The sequence below is a fragment of the Streptomyces sp. NBC_00536 genome, from assembly GCF_036346295.1.
Lineage (GTDB): Bacteria > Actinomycetota > Actinomycetes > Streptomycetales > Streptomycetaceae > Streptomyces.
Genome location: NZ_CP107819.1, coordinates 6,465,331 through 6,484,464, shown reverse-complemented (window position 1 = coordinate 6,484,464; position 19,134 = coordinate 6,465,331). Strand labels below are relative to the sequence as shown.

The 19,134-nt window shown below is 72.0% G+C and carries 1 protein-coding gene (only partly in view); it reads right to left on the bottom strand.

The window, feature by feature from the left end; translation table 11 throughout:
* A protein-coding gene (locus tag OHS33_RS27935) for a non-ribosomal peptide synthase/polyketide synthase (RefSeq protein ID WP_330333164.1) crosses the window boundary here: on the bottom strand, positions 1-19,134 show its 5' portion. 255 nt of this gene lie to the left of the window's left edge; the window shows 19,134 of its 19,389 coding nt (coding positions 1-19,134); its start codon is at positions 19,132-19,134; its stop codon lies beyond the left edge, outside the window.

Here is a 19,134-nt window from a genome sequence, read left to right as displayed (position 1 = left end):
CTGGCAGAGCACCCGCTCGCGTTCGTTCGCCGGGGCCCGGCCGGATCCGGCGCCGCCCGACAGCTCGGGGGCGGGGAGGGCCTTGCGGTCCAGCTTTCCGTTCCCGGTCAGCGGCAGCGCGTCCAGGACGACCACCGCGGACGGGACCATGTACTCCGGCAGCCGGCCCGTGACGAACGTACGGACTTCGGCCGACAGGGCTCCCGGATCGTCGTCCGGGTCGTCCGCGACGACGTAGGCGACGAGGCGGACATCACCGGGCACGTCCTCGCGGGCGATGACGGCCACCTGGGCGACCTGCGCGTGTCCGGCGATCACGCCTTCGACCTCGCCGGGCTCGATCCGGAAGCCGCGCACCTTGACCTGCTCGTCCGCACGGCCCAGGAACTCCAGCTGGCCGTCCTCGCGCCAGCGGGCCACGTCACCGGAGCGGTACATCCGCCCACCGGACGCGAACGGGTTCGCCGTGAACCGCTCGCCGGTCAGACCGGGACGGTTCACATAGCCACGCGCCAGCTGGGCACCCGCGATGTACAGCTCACCCGCGACACCCGGAGCCACCGGACGCAGCCACTGGTCCAGCACGTAGAGCTGCATGTTCGCGATCGGACGGCCGATCGGGACGGCGTCGCCGACCTCGTCACCGGCACGGACCTCGAACACCGCACAGCCGACCACAGCCTCGGTCGGACCGTATTCGTTCACGACCACCGAACCGGGGGCCCGCTCCAGCCACGACTGCACCACCGAACCCGGCAGCGCCTCACCGCCGACCACCCACGTGGCCGCAGCCCCCTTGACCTCGCCGTCCGTCAACATCTCGGAGAGGAGCGGAAGGTGAGCCGGAACGGCCTTGGCGAGACCGAAACCGCCACCATCGCGCAGGAGTTGCGCCAGACCCTCGGCGCCGCCCTCGCGGCTCACCACCACCGGCGCACCCGAGATCAGGGGTACGACGACACTGGTCACCGTCAGGTCGAACGCCAGCGACGAGTGCAACGGAGCACCGCCCAGCGCCACTTCGTAAGAACCAGCCGCGAACTGGGCGTAGTTGGCGAGACCACCGTGCGGGACGGCGACACCCTTCGGGCGTCCCGTCGAACCCGACGTGTAGATCACGTACGCCAGACCCTCGGGACGGGTCACCACCTCCGGGGCGGTACCCGGCAGCATCGACAGCTGGACACCCATCAGCGTGGAGTCCACCGCGACCATCCGCGCACGGCCCGCCGGGAGATCACCCAGGATCTCCTCGTCGGTCAGCGTCAGCACCGCACCGCTGTCCGCCAGCATGAACGAGATCCGGTCCACCGGGTACTCGGGGTCGATCGGCAGGAAGCCCGCGCCCGCCTTCCAGGCGGCCAGGATCGCGACCACCGCGTCCACACCACGCGGCAGGCAGATGCCCACCAGCGACTCGGCGCCCACACCCTGACCGACCAGGAACTGCGCCAGCCGGTTCGCCCGCTCGTCCAGCTCCGCGAACGACACCTCGACACGATCCGCGATGACCGCGACCGCATCCGGAGTCCGCGTCACCCGGGCCGCGAACAGCTCCGGCACCAGAGCCGAACCGAAGTCCACGCCGGTGTGGTTCCACTCGGTCAGGACCCGGCGCTGCTCGTCCGCGTCGAGGACGTCCACCGCGTCCAGCGACAGGCCGGGCTCACGCGTCACCGCGTCCAGCACCCGCACCAGGCGGGCACCGAACCGTTCGACCGATTCCACGTCGAACAGGTCGGCCGCGGCCACGACCACACCCCGGAGTCCGACCGGTCGGCCGGTGGCGTCGAAGGCCTCGGTCAGGCGGACCTCCAGGTCGAACTTCGCCACGCCACCGATGGCCCTGGCCCCGCGGACCGGCTCCGCCTCCGGGCCGGTCTCCTGCGCCACCCGGGCCGGGACGTTGTTCTGGAGGTCGAGCTGGACCTGGAACAGCGGGTGCCGGGCACGGGAGCGCGTGGGTGCCAGCTCCTCGACGAGCTTCTCGAACGGCACGTCCTGGTGCGCCAGGGCCGACAGGGTCGTTTCACGGACCCGGCCGAGCACCTCGCGGAACGTCGGGGTGCCCGAGAGGTCCGTCCGCACCACCAGGGTGTTGATGAAGAACCCGATGAGGTCGTCGAGCGCCTCGTCCGTACGGCCCGCGTTCGCCGAGCCGATCGGGATGTCCTCCCCCGCACCGAGCTTGGAGAGCAGCACCGCCAGCGATGCCTGGAGGACCATGAAGGGGGTCACGCCCTCGGCCCGCGCCACCTCAGCGAGGCGGGCGTGCACGGCCGCCGGAACCTCCAGCGGCACCCGGGTGCCCCGGTGCGAGGCCACCGCCGGACGCGGCCGGTCGTACGGAAGTTCCAGCTCCTCCGGGAGCCCGGCCAGCGCCTCGCGCCAATGGGCGACCTGGCGTGCCATCAGGCTGTCGGCGTCCTGCTCGTCACCCAGCAGCTCGCGCTGCCAGAGGGCGTAGTCCACGTACTGGACGGGCAGCGGCTCCCACTCGGGCGCCCGGCCCGCGGACCGCGCTGCGTAGGCGGTCGCGATGTCACGGGACAGGGGGCCCACGGACCAGCCGTCACCGGCGATGTGGTGGACCACGATCAGCAGCACCTGCTCATCGGGGCCGGCCGCGAACAGCGTGGCGCGGAAGGGAACCTCGGCCGAGAGGTCGAAGGCGTAGCCCTCGGCCTCGGCCACGGCGCCTTCCAGCCCGTCCGGGGCGACCTCGACCACCTGCATCTCCCAGGCCAGGTCAGCGGCGCCGAGGATCTTCTGGAAGGGCTCGTTCTCGCCCTCCGCGTAGAGCGTCCGGAGTACTTCGTGGCGCCCGACGAGGTCCCGGAGCGCCGCGCCCAGCGCGTCCCGGTCCAGGCCGGAGGGGAGTTCCAGCCGGAAGGGGATGTTGTACGTGGAACTCGGTCCTTCGAGCTGGCCGATGAACCAGAGGCGCTGCTGTGCGAAGGACAGCGGCGGGTGCTCCGGCCGGTCGGCGGGCGTGAGCGCGAGCCGGGCACCGGACGTGCCGGCCAGGCGCGCGGCCATCCCGGCCACCGTCGGGGTCTCGAAGAGCGTCCGGAGCGGCAGCTCGACACCGAGGACCACACGCACCCGGCTGATCAGCCGGACGGCGAGGAGGGAGTGGCCGCCGAGGGCGAAGAAGTCGTCCTCCACACCGACGCTCTCCAGGCCGAGGACCTGCGCGAACGCGGCGCACAGCAGCTCTTCCTGGAGCGTCGCCGGACCCCGTCCGACTCCACCCTCGTACGCGGGGGCGGGCAGGGCCTTGCGGTCCAGCTTGCCGTTCACCGACAGGGGAAGCGCGTCCAGGACCACCACCGCGGACGGAACCATGTACTCCGGCAGACGGCCCGACACGAACTGCTGGACGTCCTCCGGCCGTACAGTGCCCTCGCCGTCGGCGGGGACGACGTAGGCGACCAGGCGGACGTCTCCCGGCGCGTCCTCGCGGGCGATGACCGCGGCCTGCGCGACCTGCGGGTGACCCGCGATCACGGCCTGGACCTCGCCCGGCTCGATCCGGAAACCACGGACCTTGACCTGCTCGTCCGCACGCCCCAGGTACTCCAGCCGGCCGTCGGCGCGCCAGCGCGCGACATCGCCCGAACGGTACATCCGCGCACCCGGCTCGAAGGGGTTCGCCGTGAACCGCTCCGCCGTCAGACCCGGGCGGTTCAGGTAACCGCGGGCCAGCTGGGCACCCGCGATGTACAGCTCACCCGCGACACCCGGAGCGACGGGGCGGAGCCACTCGTCCAGGACGTAGAGCCGCATGTTGGCGATCGGACGGCCGATCGGAACCGGCTCCCCGATCTCCTGCCCGGCCCGGATCTCGAACACCGCACAGCCGACCACCGTCTCGGTCGGACCGTACTCGTTCACCACCACCGAACCCGGCGCGCGCTCCAGCAGATCGCGCACCACACCCGGCGGCAACGCCTCACCACCGACCACCCAGGTGGCCGCAGCGCCCTTCAGCTGAACATCCGTCAACATCTCGGACAACAGGGGCAGGTGGGCCGGTACGACCTTCACCAGACCGAAACCACCACCCTCACGCAGCAGTTCGGCCAGACCCTCGGCACCGCCCGCACGGCTCACCGTCACCGGCGCACCCGAGACCAGCGGGGCCACGATGCTCGTCACCGTCAGGTCGAAGGCCAGCGAGGAGTGCAACGGCGCTCCGCCGTGCACCGCTTCGTAGGAACCGGCCGCGAACCGCGCGTAGTTGGCGAGCCCGCCGTGCGTGACCACCACGCCCTTCGGGCGGCCCGTCGAACCCGACGTGTAGATCACGTACACCGGCTGCGAGGGAAGGACCTCCACACCCAGCGGCCCGTCACCCAGACCCGCCAGCTCACCGGCCACGGCCGGCTCGTCCAGCACCACCAGGGGAACCCCGGACCCCAGCCCACCGGTCAGCGACTGCGAGGTCACCACGGCCACCGGCGCCGCATCGGCCAGCATGAACGCGACACGGTCCGCCGGGTACTCAGGATCGATCGGCAGATACGCACCACCGGCCTTCACCACCGCGAGCAGTGCGATCACCAGGTCGACACCGCGCTCCAGCGCGACACCGACCACCGACTCCGCACCCACACCACGGTCCGCGAGCAGACGCGCCAGCTTGTTCGCCCGCGCATCCAGCTCGGCATACGACAGCTCCACACCCTCCGACACCACGGCCGGCGCATCGGGAGTCCGGGCCACCTGCGCCTCGAACAGACCGGGAAGGGTCGAAGGCTCGACCTCCACCGCCGTGTCGTTCCACTCCACGAGCACCTGCCGGCGCTCCGCGGCATCGAGCACGTCCACCGCGCTCAGCGACACCTTCGGGTCGGCGGCCACCGCGGCCAGCACCCGCCCGAGGCGTACGGCGATCCGCTCGACCGACTCCGCGTCGAAGAGGTCCGCCGAGGCGACGATGCCGCCGTACAGTCCTGCCGCGCTGCCATCGGTGTCGAAGGCTTCGCCGAAGCCCACCTCCAGGTCGAACTTCGACCAGGCACCCGACGACGGCGCTCCACCGGCACGCGCACCGCCGAGATCCAGCGTCGCCGCCTTGTTGTTCTGCAGGGTCATCGACACCTGGAACAGCGGGTGACGGGCCATGGAGCGGCTCGGAGCCAGTTCCTCGACCAGCTTCTCGAACGGCACGTCCTGGTGGGCGAAGGCGGAGAGCCCCGCCTCACGGACCCGTGCGAGGACATCGGAGAACGTCGGGTCGCCGGACAGGTCCGTCCGCACGACCAGGGTGTTGATGAAGAACCCGACCAGGTCGTCGAGCGCCTCGTCCGTACGGCCCGCGTTGGCGGTGCCGATCGGTACATCGGTACCGGCGCCGAGCCGGTTGAGCAGGACGGCCAGGGCTGCCTGCAGGACCATGAACATGGTCGCGCCCTCGGCCCGGGCCACCTCCGCCAGACGTGCGTGCACGTCCGCCGGGACCACCAGCGACGCGTCGTGCCCACGGTGGGACGGGGTCGCGGGACGGCTGTGGTCGACGGGGAGCGCCAGCTCCTCCGGGATGCCGGACAGCGACTTCTTCCAGAAGTCGATCTGGCCCGCCAGCACACTGTCCGGGTCGTGCTCGTCACCGAGCAGCTCGCGCTGCCAGAGCGCGTAGTCGGCGTACTGGACCGGCAGCGGCTCCCACTCGGGCGCCCGGCCTTCGCTGCGCGCCGCGTAGGCGGTCGACAGGTCCCGCGCCAGCGGCTCCCGCGACCAGCCGTCGCCCGCGATGTGGTGCATGACGACGGCCAGCACCGGCTCCACGTCGGGCCCCGCCTCGAAGAGGCGGGCACGGATGGGTACTTCACGGGTGAGGTCGAAGGCGTACTCCGCCGCCTTCTCGACCTGCTCGTCCAGTTCCGCCGATGCCACCGGGACGACCTCGATCGCCCACTCCAGCTCCGCGCTGTCGAGGATCCGCTGGTGCGGCTCGCCGTCGACCGCCGGGAACACGGTGCGCAGCACCTCGTGCCGGCCGATCACATCACGGAAGGCCGCGTTCAGCGCCTCACGGTCGGTCCCGGCGGCCAGCTGAAGCACCACCGGAATGTTGTACGAAGCTCCCGACGACTCATCCAACTTGCTGAGGAACCACAGGCGTTGCTGGGCGAATGACAGCGGGAGGCGGTCGGGCCGGGGCTGGGGGGTGAGGGCCGTGCGGGCGGTCTCGGCGCCGGTGAGGCTGGCGGCGAGGGTGGCGACGGTGGGGGCTTCGAAGAGGGTCCGGATCTCCGTCTCGACACCGAGGACGGTACGGATCCGGCTCACCAGACGCACGGCGAGCAGGGAGTGCCCGCCGAGCTCGAAGAAGTCGTCGTCCACGCCGACGCTGTCGAGGCCCAGGACCTCGGCGAACGCCAGGCACAGCAATTCCTCCCGCAGAGACACCGCCCGGCGGCTGCTCCCCGCGGAAGACGCTCCGTAGGTGGGGGCGGGCAGGGCCTTGCGGTCCAGCTTGCCGTTCCCGGTCAGGGGCAGGGCGTCGAGGACCACGACGGCCGCGGGGACCATGTGGTCCGGCAGGCGCTTGGCCGTGAACTCCCGCACCGCGGACGGCAGGGTGCTGTTGTCGTCTTCCTCGTCGTCCGGGACGACGTAGGCCACCAGGCGGACATCGCCGGGTACGTCCTCACGCGCCACGACGGCGGCCTGAGCGACCAGCGGGTGGGAGGCGATGGTCGTCTGGACCTCGCCCGGCTCGATGCGGAAGCCACGGACCTTGACCTGCTCGTCCGCACGGCCCAGGAACACGACCTGACCGTCAGCGGTCCAGCGTGCCCGGTCACCGGTGCGGTACATCCGCTCACCCGAACCGAACGGGTTCGCGACGAAGCGCTCCGCCGTCAGCGCCGAGCGCTGGATGTAGCCGCGCGCCAGCTGCGCGCCCGCGACATACAGCTCACCCGTCACACCGGTCGAAACCGGCTGGAGAGCGGCGTCCAGGATGTAGAAGCGGGTGTTCGCGACCGGGGTACCGACCGGCACCACGCCGTCCGCCGTCAGGCGGGTCGTCGCGACACCGATGGTGGTCTCGGTCGGCCCGTAGTGGTTGAACACCCCACGCTCACCGGCCTGTTCGACCAGCTCCCGGACAAAGGCAGGGGTCGCGGACTCGCCGCCCAGGACCAGCGAACGACCCGGCAGCACACCCTCCACACCCACGGCCGACGCGAGCGCGGCCAGGTGGGACGGGACCGCCTTGAAGTAGTCGATCTCGTGCTCCGCCAGGTACGCGGAGACCACCAGCGGGTCGGTGACCGCGTCCTCTTCCAGGACGTGGAGTTCACCGCCCGTCGTCAGGCTCGCGAACACCACCGTGTTGCCGAGGTCGGTCGCCTGCGCCTGAAGCAGCGCGTAACGGGCACCCGCCCGGTCGAAACCGACCCGGCCGGGAACCGAAGCGACGTAGTTCGCCAGACCGGCATGCGTGACCGCGACACCCTTCGGACGACCCGTCGAACCCGACGTGTAGATCACGTAGGCCGCACTGTCCGCGTGCACACCGACCCCGGGCGCCGTCGCAGGCGCCGTCCCCAGCTGCATCCGTACCATCGCGCCGTCCACGGCGACCAGACGGACACCGACCGAGGGCAGCTCGTCGAGGATCTCCTCGGTGGTCAGGATCAGAGCCGCACGGCTGTCCTTCATCACGAAAGCGATCCGGTCCGTCGGCTGACCGGCGTCCACCGGGAGGTATCCGGCGCCCGCCTTCCAGACCGCCAGGATTCCGGCGAACATCTCGACGCCACGCGGGAGGGCCAGGCCCACCACGGACTCGGTGCCGATGCCCTGACCGACCAGGTAGTGCGCGAGACGGTTCGCCCGCTCATCCAGCTCCCGGTACGTCACCCGCTCACCGTCAGCGACAACCGCCACCGCATCCGGCGTCCGCACCACCTGAGCCTCGAACAGCCCCACCACAGAGGCCGAACCGACCTGCTCAGCGGTGTCGTTCCAGCCGACCAGCACACGCTCACGCTCAGCCGCGCCCAGGACGTCCACCGCGGCCACCGCAACACCCGGCTCCCGCGTCACCACATCCAGCACCCGCGCCCAAGCCGACGCGAACCGCGGCGCCCACACCGCATCGAACAGATCCGCCGAGACCGTTACCGTCCCCTGCACACCCGCCGGACGGCCCTCCGCATCGAACACCTCGGCAATGATGAAGTCCAGGTCGAACTTCGCAGCCGACTCGTGCACAGCCGTGGCATCCGGCTCATGCACAGTCGTGGCGTCGGTCTCATCAAGGGCCTCCGTCGCGTTCTCGTCGCCTTCCCGCCCACCGGCCTCCAGGCCCGGCAGGTCAAGCACGGCGTCCACGGTGTTCTGCGTCGTCAGGACGACCTGGAAGAGGGGGTGGCGGGCCATCGAGCGGGCCGGAGCCAGCTCCTCGACCAGCTTCTCGAACGGCACGTCCTGGTGCGCCAGGGCCGACAGCGCGGTCTCGCGCACCCGGCCGAGCACCTCGCGGAAGGTCGGGTCGCCCGAGAGGTCCGCCCGCATCACCAGGGTGTTGATGAAGAAGCCGACGAGGTCGTCGAGCGCCTCGTCCGTACGGCCGGCGTTCGCCGAACCGATCGGAATGTCGGTTCCCGCACCGAACTTGGACAGCAGCACGGCCAGCGAGGCCTGGAGGACCATGAACGGGGTCACACCCTCGACCCGCGCCACCTCCACCAGCCGCGCGTGCACGGCCGCCGGAATGTCGACCGTCACGTGGTGTCCACGGTGTGAGGACACCGTCGGACGCGCACGGTCGAACGGCAGCTCCAGTTCTTCCGGCGATCCGTCCAAGGCCTCGCGCCAGTAACCGATCTGGCGGGAGATCAGGCTCTCCGGGTCGTGCTCGTCGCCGAGCACCCCGCGCTGCCACAGTGCGTAGTCCGCGTACTGGACCGGCAGCGGCTGCCACTCGGGCGCCCGGCCCTCGCTGCGCGCCGCGTAGGCGACGGACAGGTCCCGGGCCAGCGGGCCCTTCGACCAGCCGTCACTCGCCACGTGGTGCATCGCCACGACGAGCACCCGCTGCTCCGGACCGGCCTCGAACAGCCAGGCCTTGAAGGGGACTTCGGTCGCGAGATCGAAGGTGTACGCCGCGGCCTCGGTCACCGCGTCCTCAAGCTCTGCCGCTATGACATCCGCACTGATCAGTGCCCACGACATCTGATCGATGTCGAGGATCTGCTGGTACGGCTCACCGTCGACGACCGGGAACACGGTGCGCAGCACCTCGTGACGCCCGAGCACATCCCGGAGGGCAGCGGCAAGGGCATCCTCGTCCACGTCACCCGACAGCGGCAGAACCGCGGAGGTGTTGTAGGTGGCGCTGGGGCCTTCGAGCTGGTTCAGGAACCACAGCCGTCGCTGGGCGAACGAGAGCGGTACCCGCTCCGGGCGCTCCGCGGCCGTCAGTGCGATCTGGGCGCGGTCCGCACCCGCGAGGCGGGCCGCCAGCCGTGCGACCGTGGGCGCCTCGAACAGCGTCCGCAGCGGCATTTCGACACCGAGGACGGTACGGATCCGGCTCGCCAGACGCACCGCGAGCAGGGAGTGACCGCCCAGGGCGAAGAAGCTGTCGTCGACGCCGACGCTGTCGAGGCCCAGGACCTCGGCGAACGCCTGGCACAGCAGTTCCTCCCGCAGCGATGCCGCCCCGCGGCCGCTGCCCGAGGAGGTTCCGTACGCCGGGGTGGGCAGGGCCTTGCGGTCGAGCTTGCCGTTGCCGGTCAGGGGCAGGGCGTCGAGGACCACGACGGCCGCGGGGACCATGTGGTCGGGCAGTCGGCGGCCCGCGAACTCCCGTACGGCGGCGGGCAGTCCGCTGTTGTCGTCCTCGTCGTCGGCCGGGACGACGTAGGCCACCAGGCGGACATCGCCGGGTACGTCCTCACGCGCCACGACGGCGACCTGTGCCACCTGCGGGTGCGCGGTGACCGTGGCCTGGACCTCGCCCAGCTCGATGCGGAAGCCACGGACCTTGACCTGCTCGTCCGCACGGCCCAGGAACACGACCTGACCGTCAGCGGTCCAGCGTGCCCGGTCACCCGTGCGGTACATCCGCACGCCCGAGCCGAAGGGGCTCGCGACGAAGCGCTCAGCCGTCATGCCGGGACGCTGGACGTAGCCGCGCGCCAGCTGCGCGCCCGCGACATACAGCTCACCCGCGACGCCCGCCGGAACGGGCTGGAGGGTGGCGTCCAGGATGTAGAAGCGGGTGTTGGCGACCGGGGTGCCGACCGGTACCACGCCGTCCGCCGTGAGGCGGGTCGTCGCGACACCGATGGTGGTCTCGGTCGGACCGTAGTGGTTGAACACCCCACGCTCACCGGCCTGTTCGACCAGTTCGCGGACAAAGGCAGGGGTCGCGGACTCGCCACCGAGGACCAGCGAACGGCCCGGCAGCACACCCTCCACACCCACGGCTGACGCGAGCGCGGCCAGGTGGGACGGGACCGCCTTGAAGTAGTCGATCTCGTGCTCCGCCAGGTACGCGGAGACCACCAGCGGGTCGGTGACCGCGTCCTCTTCCAGGACGTGCAGTTCACCGCCCGTCGTCAGGCTCGCGAACACCACCGTGTTGCCGAGGTCGGTCGCCTGCGCCTGAAGCAGCGCGTAACGGGCACCCGCCCGGTCGAAACCAACCCGGCCGGGAACCGAAGCGACGTAGTTCACCAGACCGGCGTGCGTGACCGCGACACCCTTCGGACGACCCGTCGAACCCGACGTGTAGATCACATACGCCAGAGCGTCACCGGAGACCTGAATCCCGGGCGCCGTTGAGGGCGCCCCGGCCAGCTGCATCCGTACCATCGCGCCGTCCACGGCGACCAGACGGACACCGACCGAGGGCAGCTCGTCCAGGATCTCCGCCGTCGTCAGCACGAGGGCCGCGCGGCTGTCCTTCATCACGAAGCCGACGCGCTCCGTCGGCTGGCCGGCATCCACCGGGAGGTAACCGGCACCCGCCTTCCACACCGCCAGGATCCCCGCGAACATCTCGACACCGCGCGGGAGGGCCAGGCCCACCACGGACTCGGTGCCGATGCCCTGACCGACCAGGTAGTGCGCGAGACGGTTCGCCCGCTCATCCAGCTCCCGGTACGTCACCCGCTCACCGTCAGCGACAACCGCCACCGCATCCGGCGTCCGCACCACCTGAGCCTCGAACAGCCCCACCACAGAGGCCGAACCGACCTGCTCAGCGGTGTCGTTCCAGCCGACCAGCACACGCTCACGCTCAGCCGCGCCCAGCAGGTCCACCGCGCTCAGCAGCAGCCGGGGGTCGGCGGCCACCGCCGCCAGAACCCGTCCGTACCAGGCCGCGAAGCGCTGGACCGAGTCCGGCGCGAAGAGGTCGGCGGAGGCGACGACCGAGCCGTACAGCCCCGCCGGTGCACCGGCGGCGTCGAAGGCCTCGCCGACGCCGAACTCCAGGTCGAAGCGCGCCACCGTCGTACCGGCGGACACTCCGCCGGCCTGGAGGCCGGGCAGGTCGAGCACGGCTTCCGAGGTGTTCTCCACGGACAGCAGGACCTGGAACAGCGGGTGCCGGGAGAGCGAGCGGGTCGGAGCCAGCTCCTCGACGAGCTTCTCGAAGGGAACGTCCTGGTTCTCGAAGGCGGACAGGCCGCTCTCGCGCACCCGTGCCAGCACATCGGTGAACGCGGGGTCCCCGGACAGGTCCGTCCGCATCACCAGGGTGTTGATGAAGAAGCCGACGAGGTCGTTGAGCGCCTCGTCCGTACGACCGGCGTTCGACGAGCCGATGGGGATGTCGGTGCCCGCACCGATCCGGTTCAGCAGGACGGCCAGGGCCGCCTGCAGCACCATGAACATGGTCACGCCCTCGGCGCGCGCGATCTCGGCGAGCCGTGCGTGAACGGCGGCCGGGATCACCAGCGGGGCGTCGTGCCCGGTGTACGAGGCGACCGCGGGCCGCGTGTGGTCGGTCGGCAGGTCCAGCTCGTCCGGGACGTCGGCGAGCCGCTCGCGCCAGAAGTCGAGCTGCGCGGTCATCAGGCTCTCCGGGTCGTCCCCGTCGCCGAGCAGTTCGCGCTGCCACAGCGCGTAGTCCGCGTACTGGACTGGCAGCGGCTCCCACTCGGGCGCCCGGCCCTCGCTGCGCGCCGCGTAGGCGACCGACAGGTCCCGGGCCAGGGGCTCCCGCGACCAGCCGTCACCCGCGATGTGGTGCAGCACGATGACGAGGGTGTTCTCGTCGCCGCTGCGGAAGAGCCAGCCGCGGAAGGGTACGTGCTCCGCCAGGTCGAAGGCGTGTCCGAAGGCGTCGGCGACCGCGGCTTCCAGGCCGGCCGGTTCGACGTCCCGGGTTTCCAGCTCCCAGTCCAGTGCGTCGAGTTCGATGATCCGCTGGTACGGCTCGCCGTCCGCGGTGGCGTACACGGTCCGCAGGACTTCGTGCCGGCCGATGACGTCCCGCAGTGCGGCATTGAGCACCGCGCCGTCGACCTCTCCGGCCAGCTTCAGCGCGACCGGGATGTTGTACGTCGAACTCGGGCCCTGCAACTGGCCGATGAACCAGAGGCGTCGCTGGGCGTAGGACAGCGGTACGCGTTCCGGGCGCTCCATGACGGTGAGCGCCGTGCGGGTTCCCCCGGCCTCCGGGAGCCGGGCGGCGAGCGCGGCCGGGGTCGGGGCCTCGAACAGGGCGCGGACCTCGACGTCGACTCCGAGCACCGCACGGATGCGGCTGGTGAGGCGGACGGCGAGCAGGGAGTGGCCGCCGAGGGCGAAGAAGTCGTCCTCGACGCCGACCTCGGAGACCCGCAGGACCTCCGCGAAGGCCTCGCACAGGGCCCGCTCGCGCTCGTTCGCCGCCGCGCGCCCGGAGCCGGACCCGCCGGCGATCTCGGGGGCGGGCAGTGCCTTGCGGTCCAGCTTGCCGTTGCCGGTCAGCGGCAGCGCGTCGAGGACGACGACGGCGGACGGGACCATGTACTCGGGCAGGCGGCCGAGGACGTGGTGACGGATCCGGGCGGGCAGTGCCTCCAGGTCCTCCTCCGGGTCGTCGGCGACGACGTAGGCGACGAGGCGGACGTCACCGGGCACGTCCTCGCGGACCACGACGGCGACCTGGGCGAGCTGCGGGTATCCGGCGATCACGCCTTCGACCTCGCCGGGCTCGATCCGGAAGCCGCGGACCTTGACCTGCTCGTCCGCACGGCCGAGGAACTCCAGCTGGCCGTCCTCGCGCCAGCGGGCCACATCGCCCGAGCGGTACATCCGCAGGCCGGGTTCGAACGGGTTGGCCACGAAGCGTTCCGCCGTCAGCTCGGGGCGGCGGACGTAGCCGCGGGCCAGCTGGGCGCCCGCGATGTACAGCTCTCCGGCGACGCCGGGGGCCACCGGGCGCAGGGAGTCGTCCAGGACGTACAGGCGCGTGTTGGCGACGGGACGGCCGACGGGTACGACGGCGCCGGTTTCGTCCCCCGCCCGGACCTCGAAGACGGAGCAGCCGACCGTGGTCTCCGTGGGACCGTACTCGTTCACGATCACCGAGCCGGGAGCGCGCTCCAGCCAGGCCTGCACGACGGAGCCGGGCAGCGCCTCGCCGCCGACGATCCAGCGGCTGGCGGCGCCCGCGACCTCGGCGTCCGACAGGGATTCCGCGAGCAGCGGCAGGTGCGCGGGGACCACCTTCGCCAGGCCGAAGCCGCCGCCGGAGGAGCGCACCAGGGAGGCCAGGCCCTCGACCCCGCCGACCTCGTCGACGACGACGGTGGATCCGGACAGCAGCGGTACGACGACGCTGGTGACGGTCAGGTCGAAGGCCAGCGAGGAGTGCAGCGGCGCGCCGCCCTCGGCGCGGCCGTTCATCCCGTAGGCCTCGGCCGCCCACAGGACGTAGTTGGCGAGCCCGCGGTGCGGGACGGCGACGCCCTTCGGGCGGCCCGTCGAACCGGAGGTGTAGATGACGTACGCCAGACCCTCGGGACGGGTCACCAGCTCCGGCGCGGTGCCCGGCAGCATCGACAGCTGGATGCCCATGAGGGTGGAGTCCAGCGCGACCATCCGGGCGCGGCCGGCCGGGAGGTCGCCCAGGGTGTCCTCGTCGGTCAGCGTCAGGACCGCGGCGCTGTCCGCGAGCATGAAGGAGATCCGGTCCACCGGGTACTCGGGGTCGATCGGCAGGAAGCCCGCGCCCGCCTTCCAGGCGGCGAGGATCGCGACCACCGCGTCCACACCGCGCGGCAGGCAGATTCCGACGACGGACTCGGCGCCGATGCCCTGGCCGGTCAGGAACTGCGCCAGCCGGTTCGCCCGCTCGTCCAGCTCCGCGAACGAGACCTCTTCGTCCTCGGTGACGACGGCGAGCGCGTCCGGCGTACGGGCCGCCCGCGCCGCGAACAGTTCCGGCATCAGGGCCTGGCCGAGGTCGGCGGCGGAGTCGTTCCACTCCACCAGGACCCGGCGGCGCTCCGCGTCACCGAGCACGTCCACGCCGTCCAGCGGCGCGTCGGCCCCGCCGTCGAGGGCCGCTTCGAGGGCCGTGACGAGGTTCGCGACGGTCACGTGCATCAGTGCGCTGACCGCGTCCGGGTCGATGGGGGCGATCGAGTCGATGGTCACGTCGAGCGAGTCGCCGTCGTCCGTGACCGCCACGGACAGCGGGTAGTTGGTGCGGTCGTGCTCGAAGACCATCCGGATGCCGGTGACCGGGTCGGCCGCGGCGGCCGCCTGGGCCTGCGCGTCCCGCGCGGCGCCCTGGCTGTGGCGGTAGTTGAAGAAGGACGTGAACAGCGGGCTGTTGCCGGGGACGCCGCTCGCGCGCTGGGCCAGTGCCAGCGGTGCGTGCTCGTGCTCCAGCAGCTCGGCGAGCTGGCCGCGCATCGCGGATACGGCGTCCAGGGCGCCGAGTTCGGCGGTGCGCAGGCGGACCGGGAGGGTGTTCATGAAGGGGCCGGGGACGCGGTCGGAGCCCGCGCCCGCGTTCATCCGGCCGAACAGGACGGTACCGAAGACCACGTCCGTACGGCCCGAGACCGCCGCGAGCACGCGCGCCCAGGCGACGTGCAGGACGGGGGCCGAGCTGACGCCCATGCGCCGGGCGATCTCCCGGATCCGCAGGGTCAGGGGGCGCGGCAGGGTGAGCCCGCCGCGGATCACGCCGCTGCCGTCGCCGCGTGCTTCGAGTACGCCGTACGGGGCGGTGGATTCGGTGACGTCGCCGAGCAGTTCGGCGAAGTAGCGCTCGTGCTCGGACTCGTCGACCGCGCCGCGCGCCTGCGCCACGAAGTTGCGGAAGGGGAGCGGCTGCGCGAGTTCGTCGCCGTGCCCGGTGAGGAAGGCGTGCACCTCTTCCAGCAGGACCTCCTTCGCGGTGTGGTCCTGCACCATGTGGTGCGCGCGGATCAGGGCGAGCCAGCGGCCGTCGGCCTCGTCCTGCGTGGCGGGGGCCAGGTGCAGGTCGATCAGGGGGGCGCGGCTGAGGTCCATGGCGGTGCTGCCGAAGGCGACCAGCTCGGCCACCCGGCCGGCGTCGGTGCCGTCCGCGCCGAGGGTGACTTCCTCGACGGTGAGTTCGGCATGGCGCCGGACCACCTGGACGGGTTCGCGCAGGCCGTCCCAGACGATGCCGGTGCGCAGGATGTCGTGCCGGTCGACGACCTGCTGCAGGGCGTGCAGGAAGGCGTCGAGGCCTGTGCGCGAGTCGAACTCCAGGACCATCGGGAGGGCGTAGGCGTCCTCGCCGTCACCTGCGAGCAGGTGGTGGAAGAGCAGGCCCTCCTGGAGCGGGGCGAGGGGGTAGACGTCGGCGATGTTCGCCGCGCCGCCGTCGACGGTGGCGGCGATCCGTGCGATCTCCTCCGTGGTGAGGTCCACCAGGGGCAGCATCTCGGGGGTGATGGCGGTCGCGTCGGCGGGGATCAGGTTCTCGGGGACCTCGACCTGGGCCGCGCCGCCGGACAGGGCGAGTCCGGCCGGGGTCGGGGTCTCGAAGAGCGCGCGCACGGGGACGGCGACGCCGCGGACGCGCAGCCGCTCGACGAGGCGGACGGCGAGCAGCGAATGGCCGCCGAGGGTGAAGAAGTTGTCGTCGACGCCGACCTGTTCGAGGCCGAGAGCCGCGGCGAACTCCTCGCACAGGATGCGCTCCTGGCGGGTGGCCGGGCGGCGGCCGCCGCCGGCCGCGTAGGCCGGGGCGGGCAGGGCCTTGCGGTCGAGCTTGCCGTTGACCGTGAGGGGCAGCGCGTCGAGCACGACGACGGCGGACGGCACCATGTAGTGGGGCAGCCGGGAGCCGACGAACTCGCGGATGGAGGAGCCCAGTTCGGCGGCGGCCTCGGCGCTGTCGGACTCGCCGTCCGAGGTGCCTTCCGCCGCGACGACGTAGGCGACGATCCGTACGTCGCCGGGGGTGTCCTCGCGCGGGACGACGGCCGCCCGGGCCACCCGGGGGTGTGCGGCGACGACGGCCTGGACCTCGCCGGGTTCGATGCGGAAGCCGCGGACCTTGACCTGCTCGTCCGCGCGGCCCGCGAAGACCAGCTGTCCGTCCTCGGTGCGGCGCGCCAGGTCGCCGGTGCGGTAGAGGCGCTCGCCGACGGCGTAGGGGGACGCGACGAAGCGCTCGGCGGTGAGGTCCGCGCGGCCGACGTAGCCTCGGGCCAGCTGGGCGCCGCCGATGTAGAGCTCTCCCGTGACACCGGGGGCGACGGGCTGGAGGTGGGCGTCCAGGACGTACATCCGGGTGTTGGCCACCGGGCCGCCGAAGGGCACCGCGCCGGCGCCGTCGGGGTCGACCTGGCCGACCGCCGTGATCACGGCCGCCTCGGTGGGGCCGTAGGCGTGGACGAGGCGACGGCCGCGGGCCCAGGCGCGGGCCAGTGCGGGGTCGATGCCCTCGGAGCCGACGACCATGGCGCCGACGCCGGCGAGGTCGTCCAGGTCGAGGACCGCGAGGAGGGAGGGGACCAGGCTGGCCGAGCGGACGCCGGTCCGCTCCACGAGGTCGCGCAGCAGCGCGGGCTCGGAGCGCTCGGTCGCGCTCGCCACGACCAGGGTGCCGCCGTGGGCCAGGGTGACCGCGACGTCGAGCACGGAGGCGTCGAAGTTGAAGGAGGCGAACTGGAGGACCGGTGTGCCCGGGGCGACCCGCATCAGGGGGCCGAACACCGAGACCAGGTTGGCGAGGGCGCCGTGGGCGGTCGCGACGCCCTTGGGGCGGCCGGTCGAACCCGAGGTGTAGATGACGTAGGCGAGGCCGCCGTCGGTGACCGGGGCGTGCGGGGCGGTGGCGGGGAGGGCGGCGAGTGCGGCGCTCTCCGCTGCGTCGTCGAGCCACAGCACGCGCTCCGCGTCGAGCCGGCCGGCGACGCCGTCGGCGGTGTCACGGGTGCTCAGCACCACCCGGGCGTGGCTGTCTTCGAGGATGAACGACAGCCGGTCGGCGGGGTGTTCGGGGTCGAGGGGGACGTAGGCGCCGCCCGTCTTCCAGACGGCGAGGATCGCCACCACGATGTCGGCGCCGCGCGGCAGGCACAGGCCCACGACCGTTTCGGCGCCCACGCCGAGGCCGGTCAGGCGGTGGGCGAGGCGGTTGGCCCGGGCGTCGAGTTCGGCGTAGGTGACCTCGGTGCCCTCGGACACCACCGCGACGGCGTCCGGGGTCCGCTCCACGTGGGCCGCGAACAGCTCGGGCAGCAGGGCGGGGGCGGTGTCGGCGGCGGTGTCGTTCCAGCCGGTCAGCAGCTGGTGGCGCTCGGCCGGGGCGAGGACGTCGGCGGTGTTGATCCGGGCCTGCGGGGCGGCGGTCAGCCGCTCGACGACGCGGACGAGGCGTTCGGCGAGCCGGGCGGCGGAAGCGGCCTCGAACAGGTCGGCGTTGACGATCACCGAGCCGTGCATGCCCGTGGGGGCGCCGGACGCGTCGAAGGACTCCTCGGCGGTGACTTCGAGGTCGAACTTGGCGACGGTGCCGATGGGCGCGGAGGTGGACCCGGCGGGGAGCCCGGCGGCGTGCGCGTCACCGAGGTCGGCCTCGGCGCGGGCGAGGTTCTCCACGCTGAGCATGACCTGGAACAGCGGGTGGCGGCCCAGCGAGCGGGTGGGGGCGAGTTCCTCGACGAGCTTCTCGAAGGGGACGTCCTGGTGCTCGAAGGCGGAGAGGTCCGTCTCGCGGACCCGCGCCAGGAGTTCGGTGAACGTGGGGTCGCCGGAGACGTCGGTGCGCAGGACGAGGCTGTTGATGAAGAAGCCGACGAGGTCGCGCAGTGCGACGTCGGTGCGGCCGGCCATCGCGGTGCCGATCGGGAGGTCGGTGCCCGCGCCGAGCTTGGACAGCAGTACGGCGAGCGCGGCCTGCAGGACCATGAAGACGGTCACGCCCTCGGCCCGGGCCAGCTCCGCCAGCCGGGCGTGGGCCTCGGCGGGGATCTCCAGCGGGACGCTGTGACCGCGGTAGGTGGCCACCTGCGGGCGGGCGTGGTCGCAGGGGAGTTCCAGCTCCTCCGGGACTCCGGCCAACGCGCCCTGCCAGTAACGGACCTGACGGTTCACCAGGCTGTCGGGGTCATCCATGTCGCCGAGCAGCTCGCGCTGCCACAGGGCGTAGTCCGCGTACTGGACCTCCAGCGGCTCCCACTGGGGTGCCCGGCCGCCGCGGCGGGCCGCGTAGGCGGCGGAGACGTCATCGGCGAGGGGGCGCATGGAGTAGCCGTCACCGGCGATGTGGTGGACCACCACGGCCAGTACGTACTGCTCGGCGGCGGTACGGAACAGCCAGGCGCGGATGGGCACTTCGGCGGACAGGTCGAACCGGTGCCCGGCCGCGTCGGCCAGGGCGGCGGCGATGTCGGCGGGTGCCTGCGATCCGTCGGCAGCGGTCAGGTCGACGCGCTGGAGGGCCCAGTCCAGATCCTCCATGTCATGGATGTACTGGTAGGGCTCGCCGTCGACGACGCCGACGGTGGTCCGCAGGACCTCGTGCCGTTCCAGAACGTCACGCAGGGCCGCCGCGAGGGCGTCCTCGTCCAGCTCACCGGACAGCGGAAGTGCGAGCGGAATGTTGTAGTTGGCGCTCAGACCTTCCAGCTGCTGAATGAACCACAACCGACGCTGCGCGAATGACAACGGAATCAT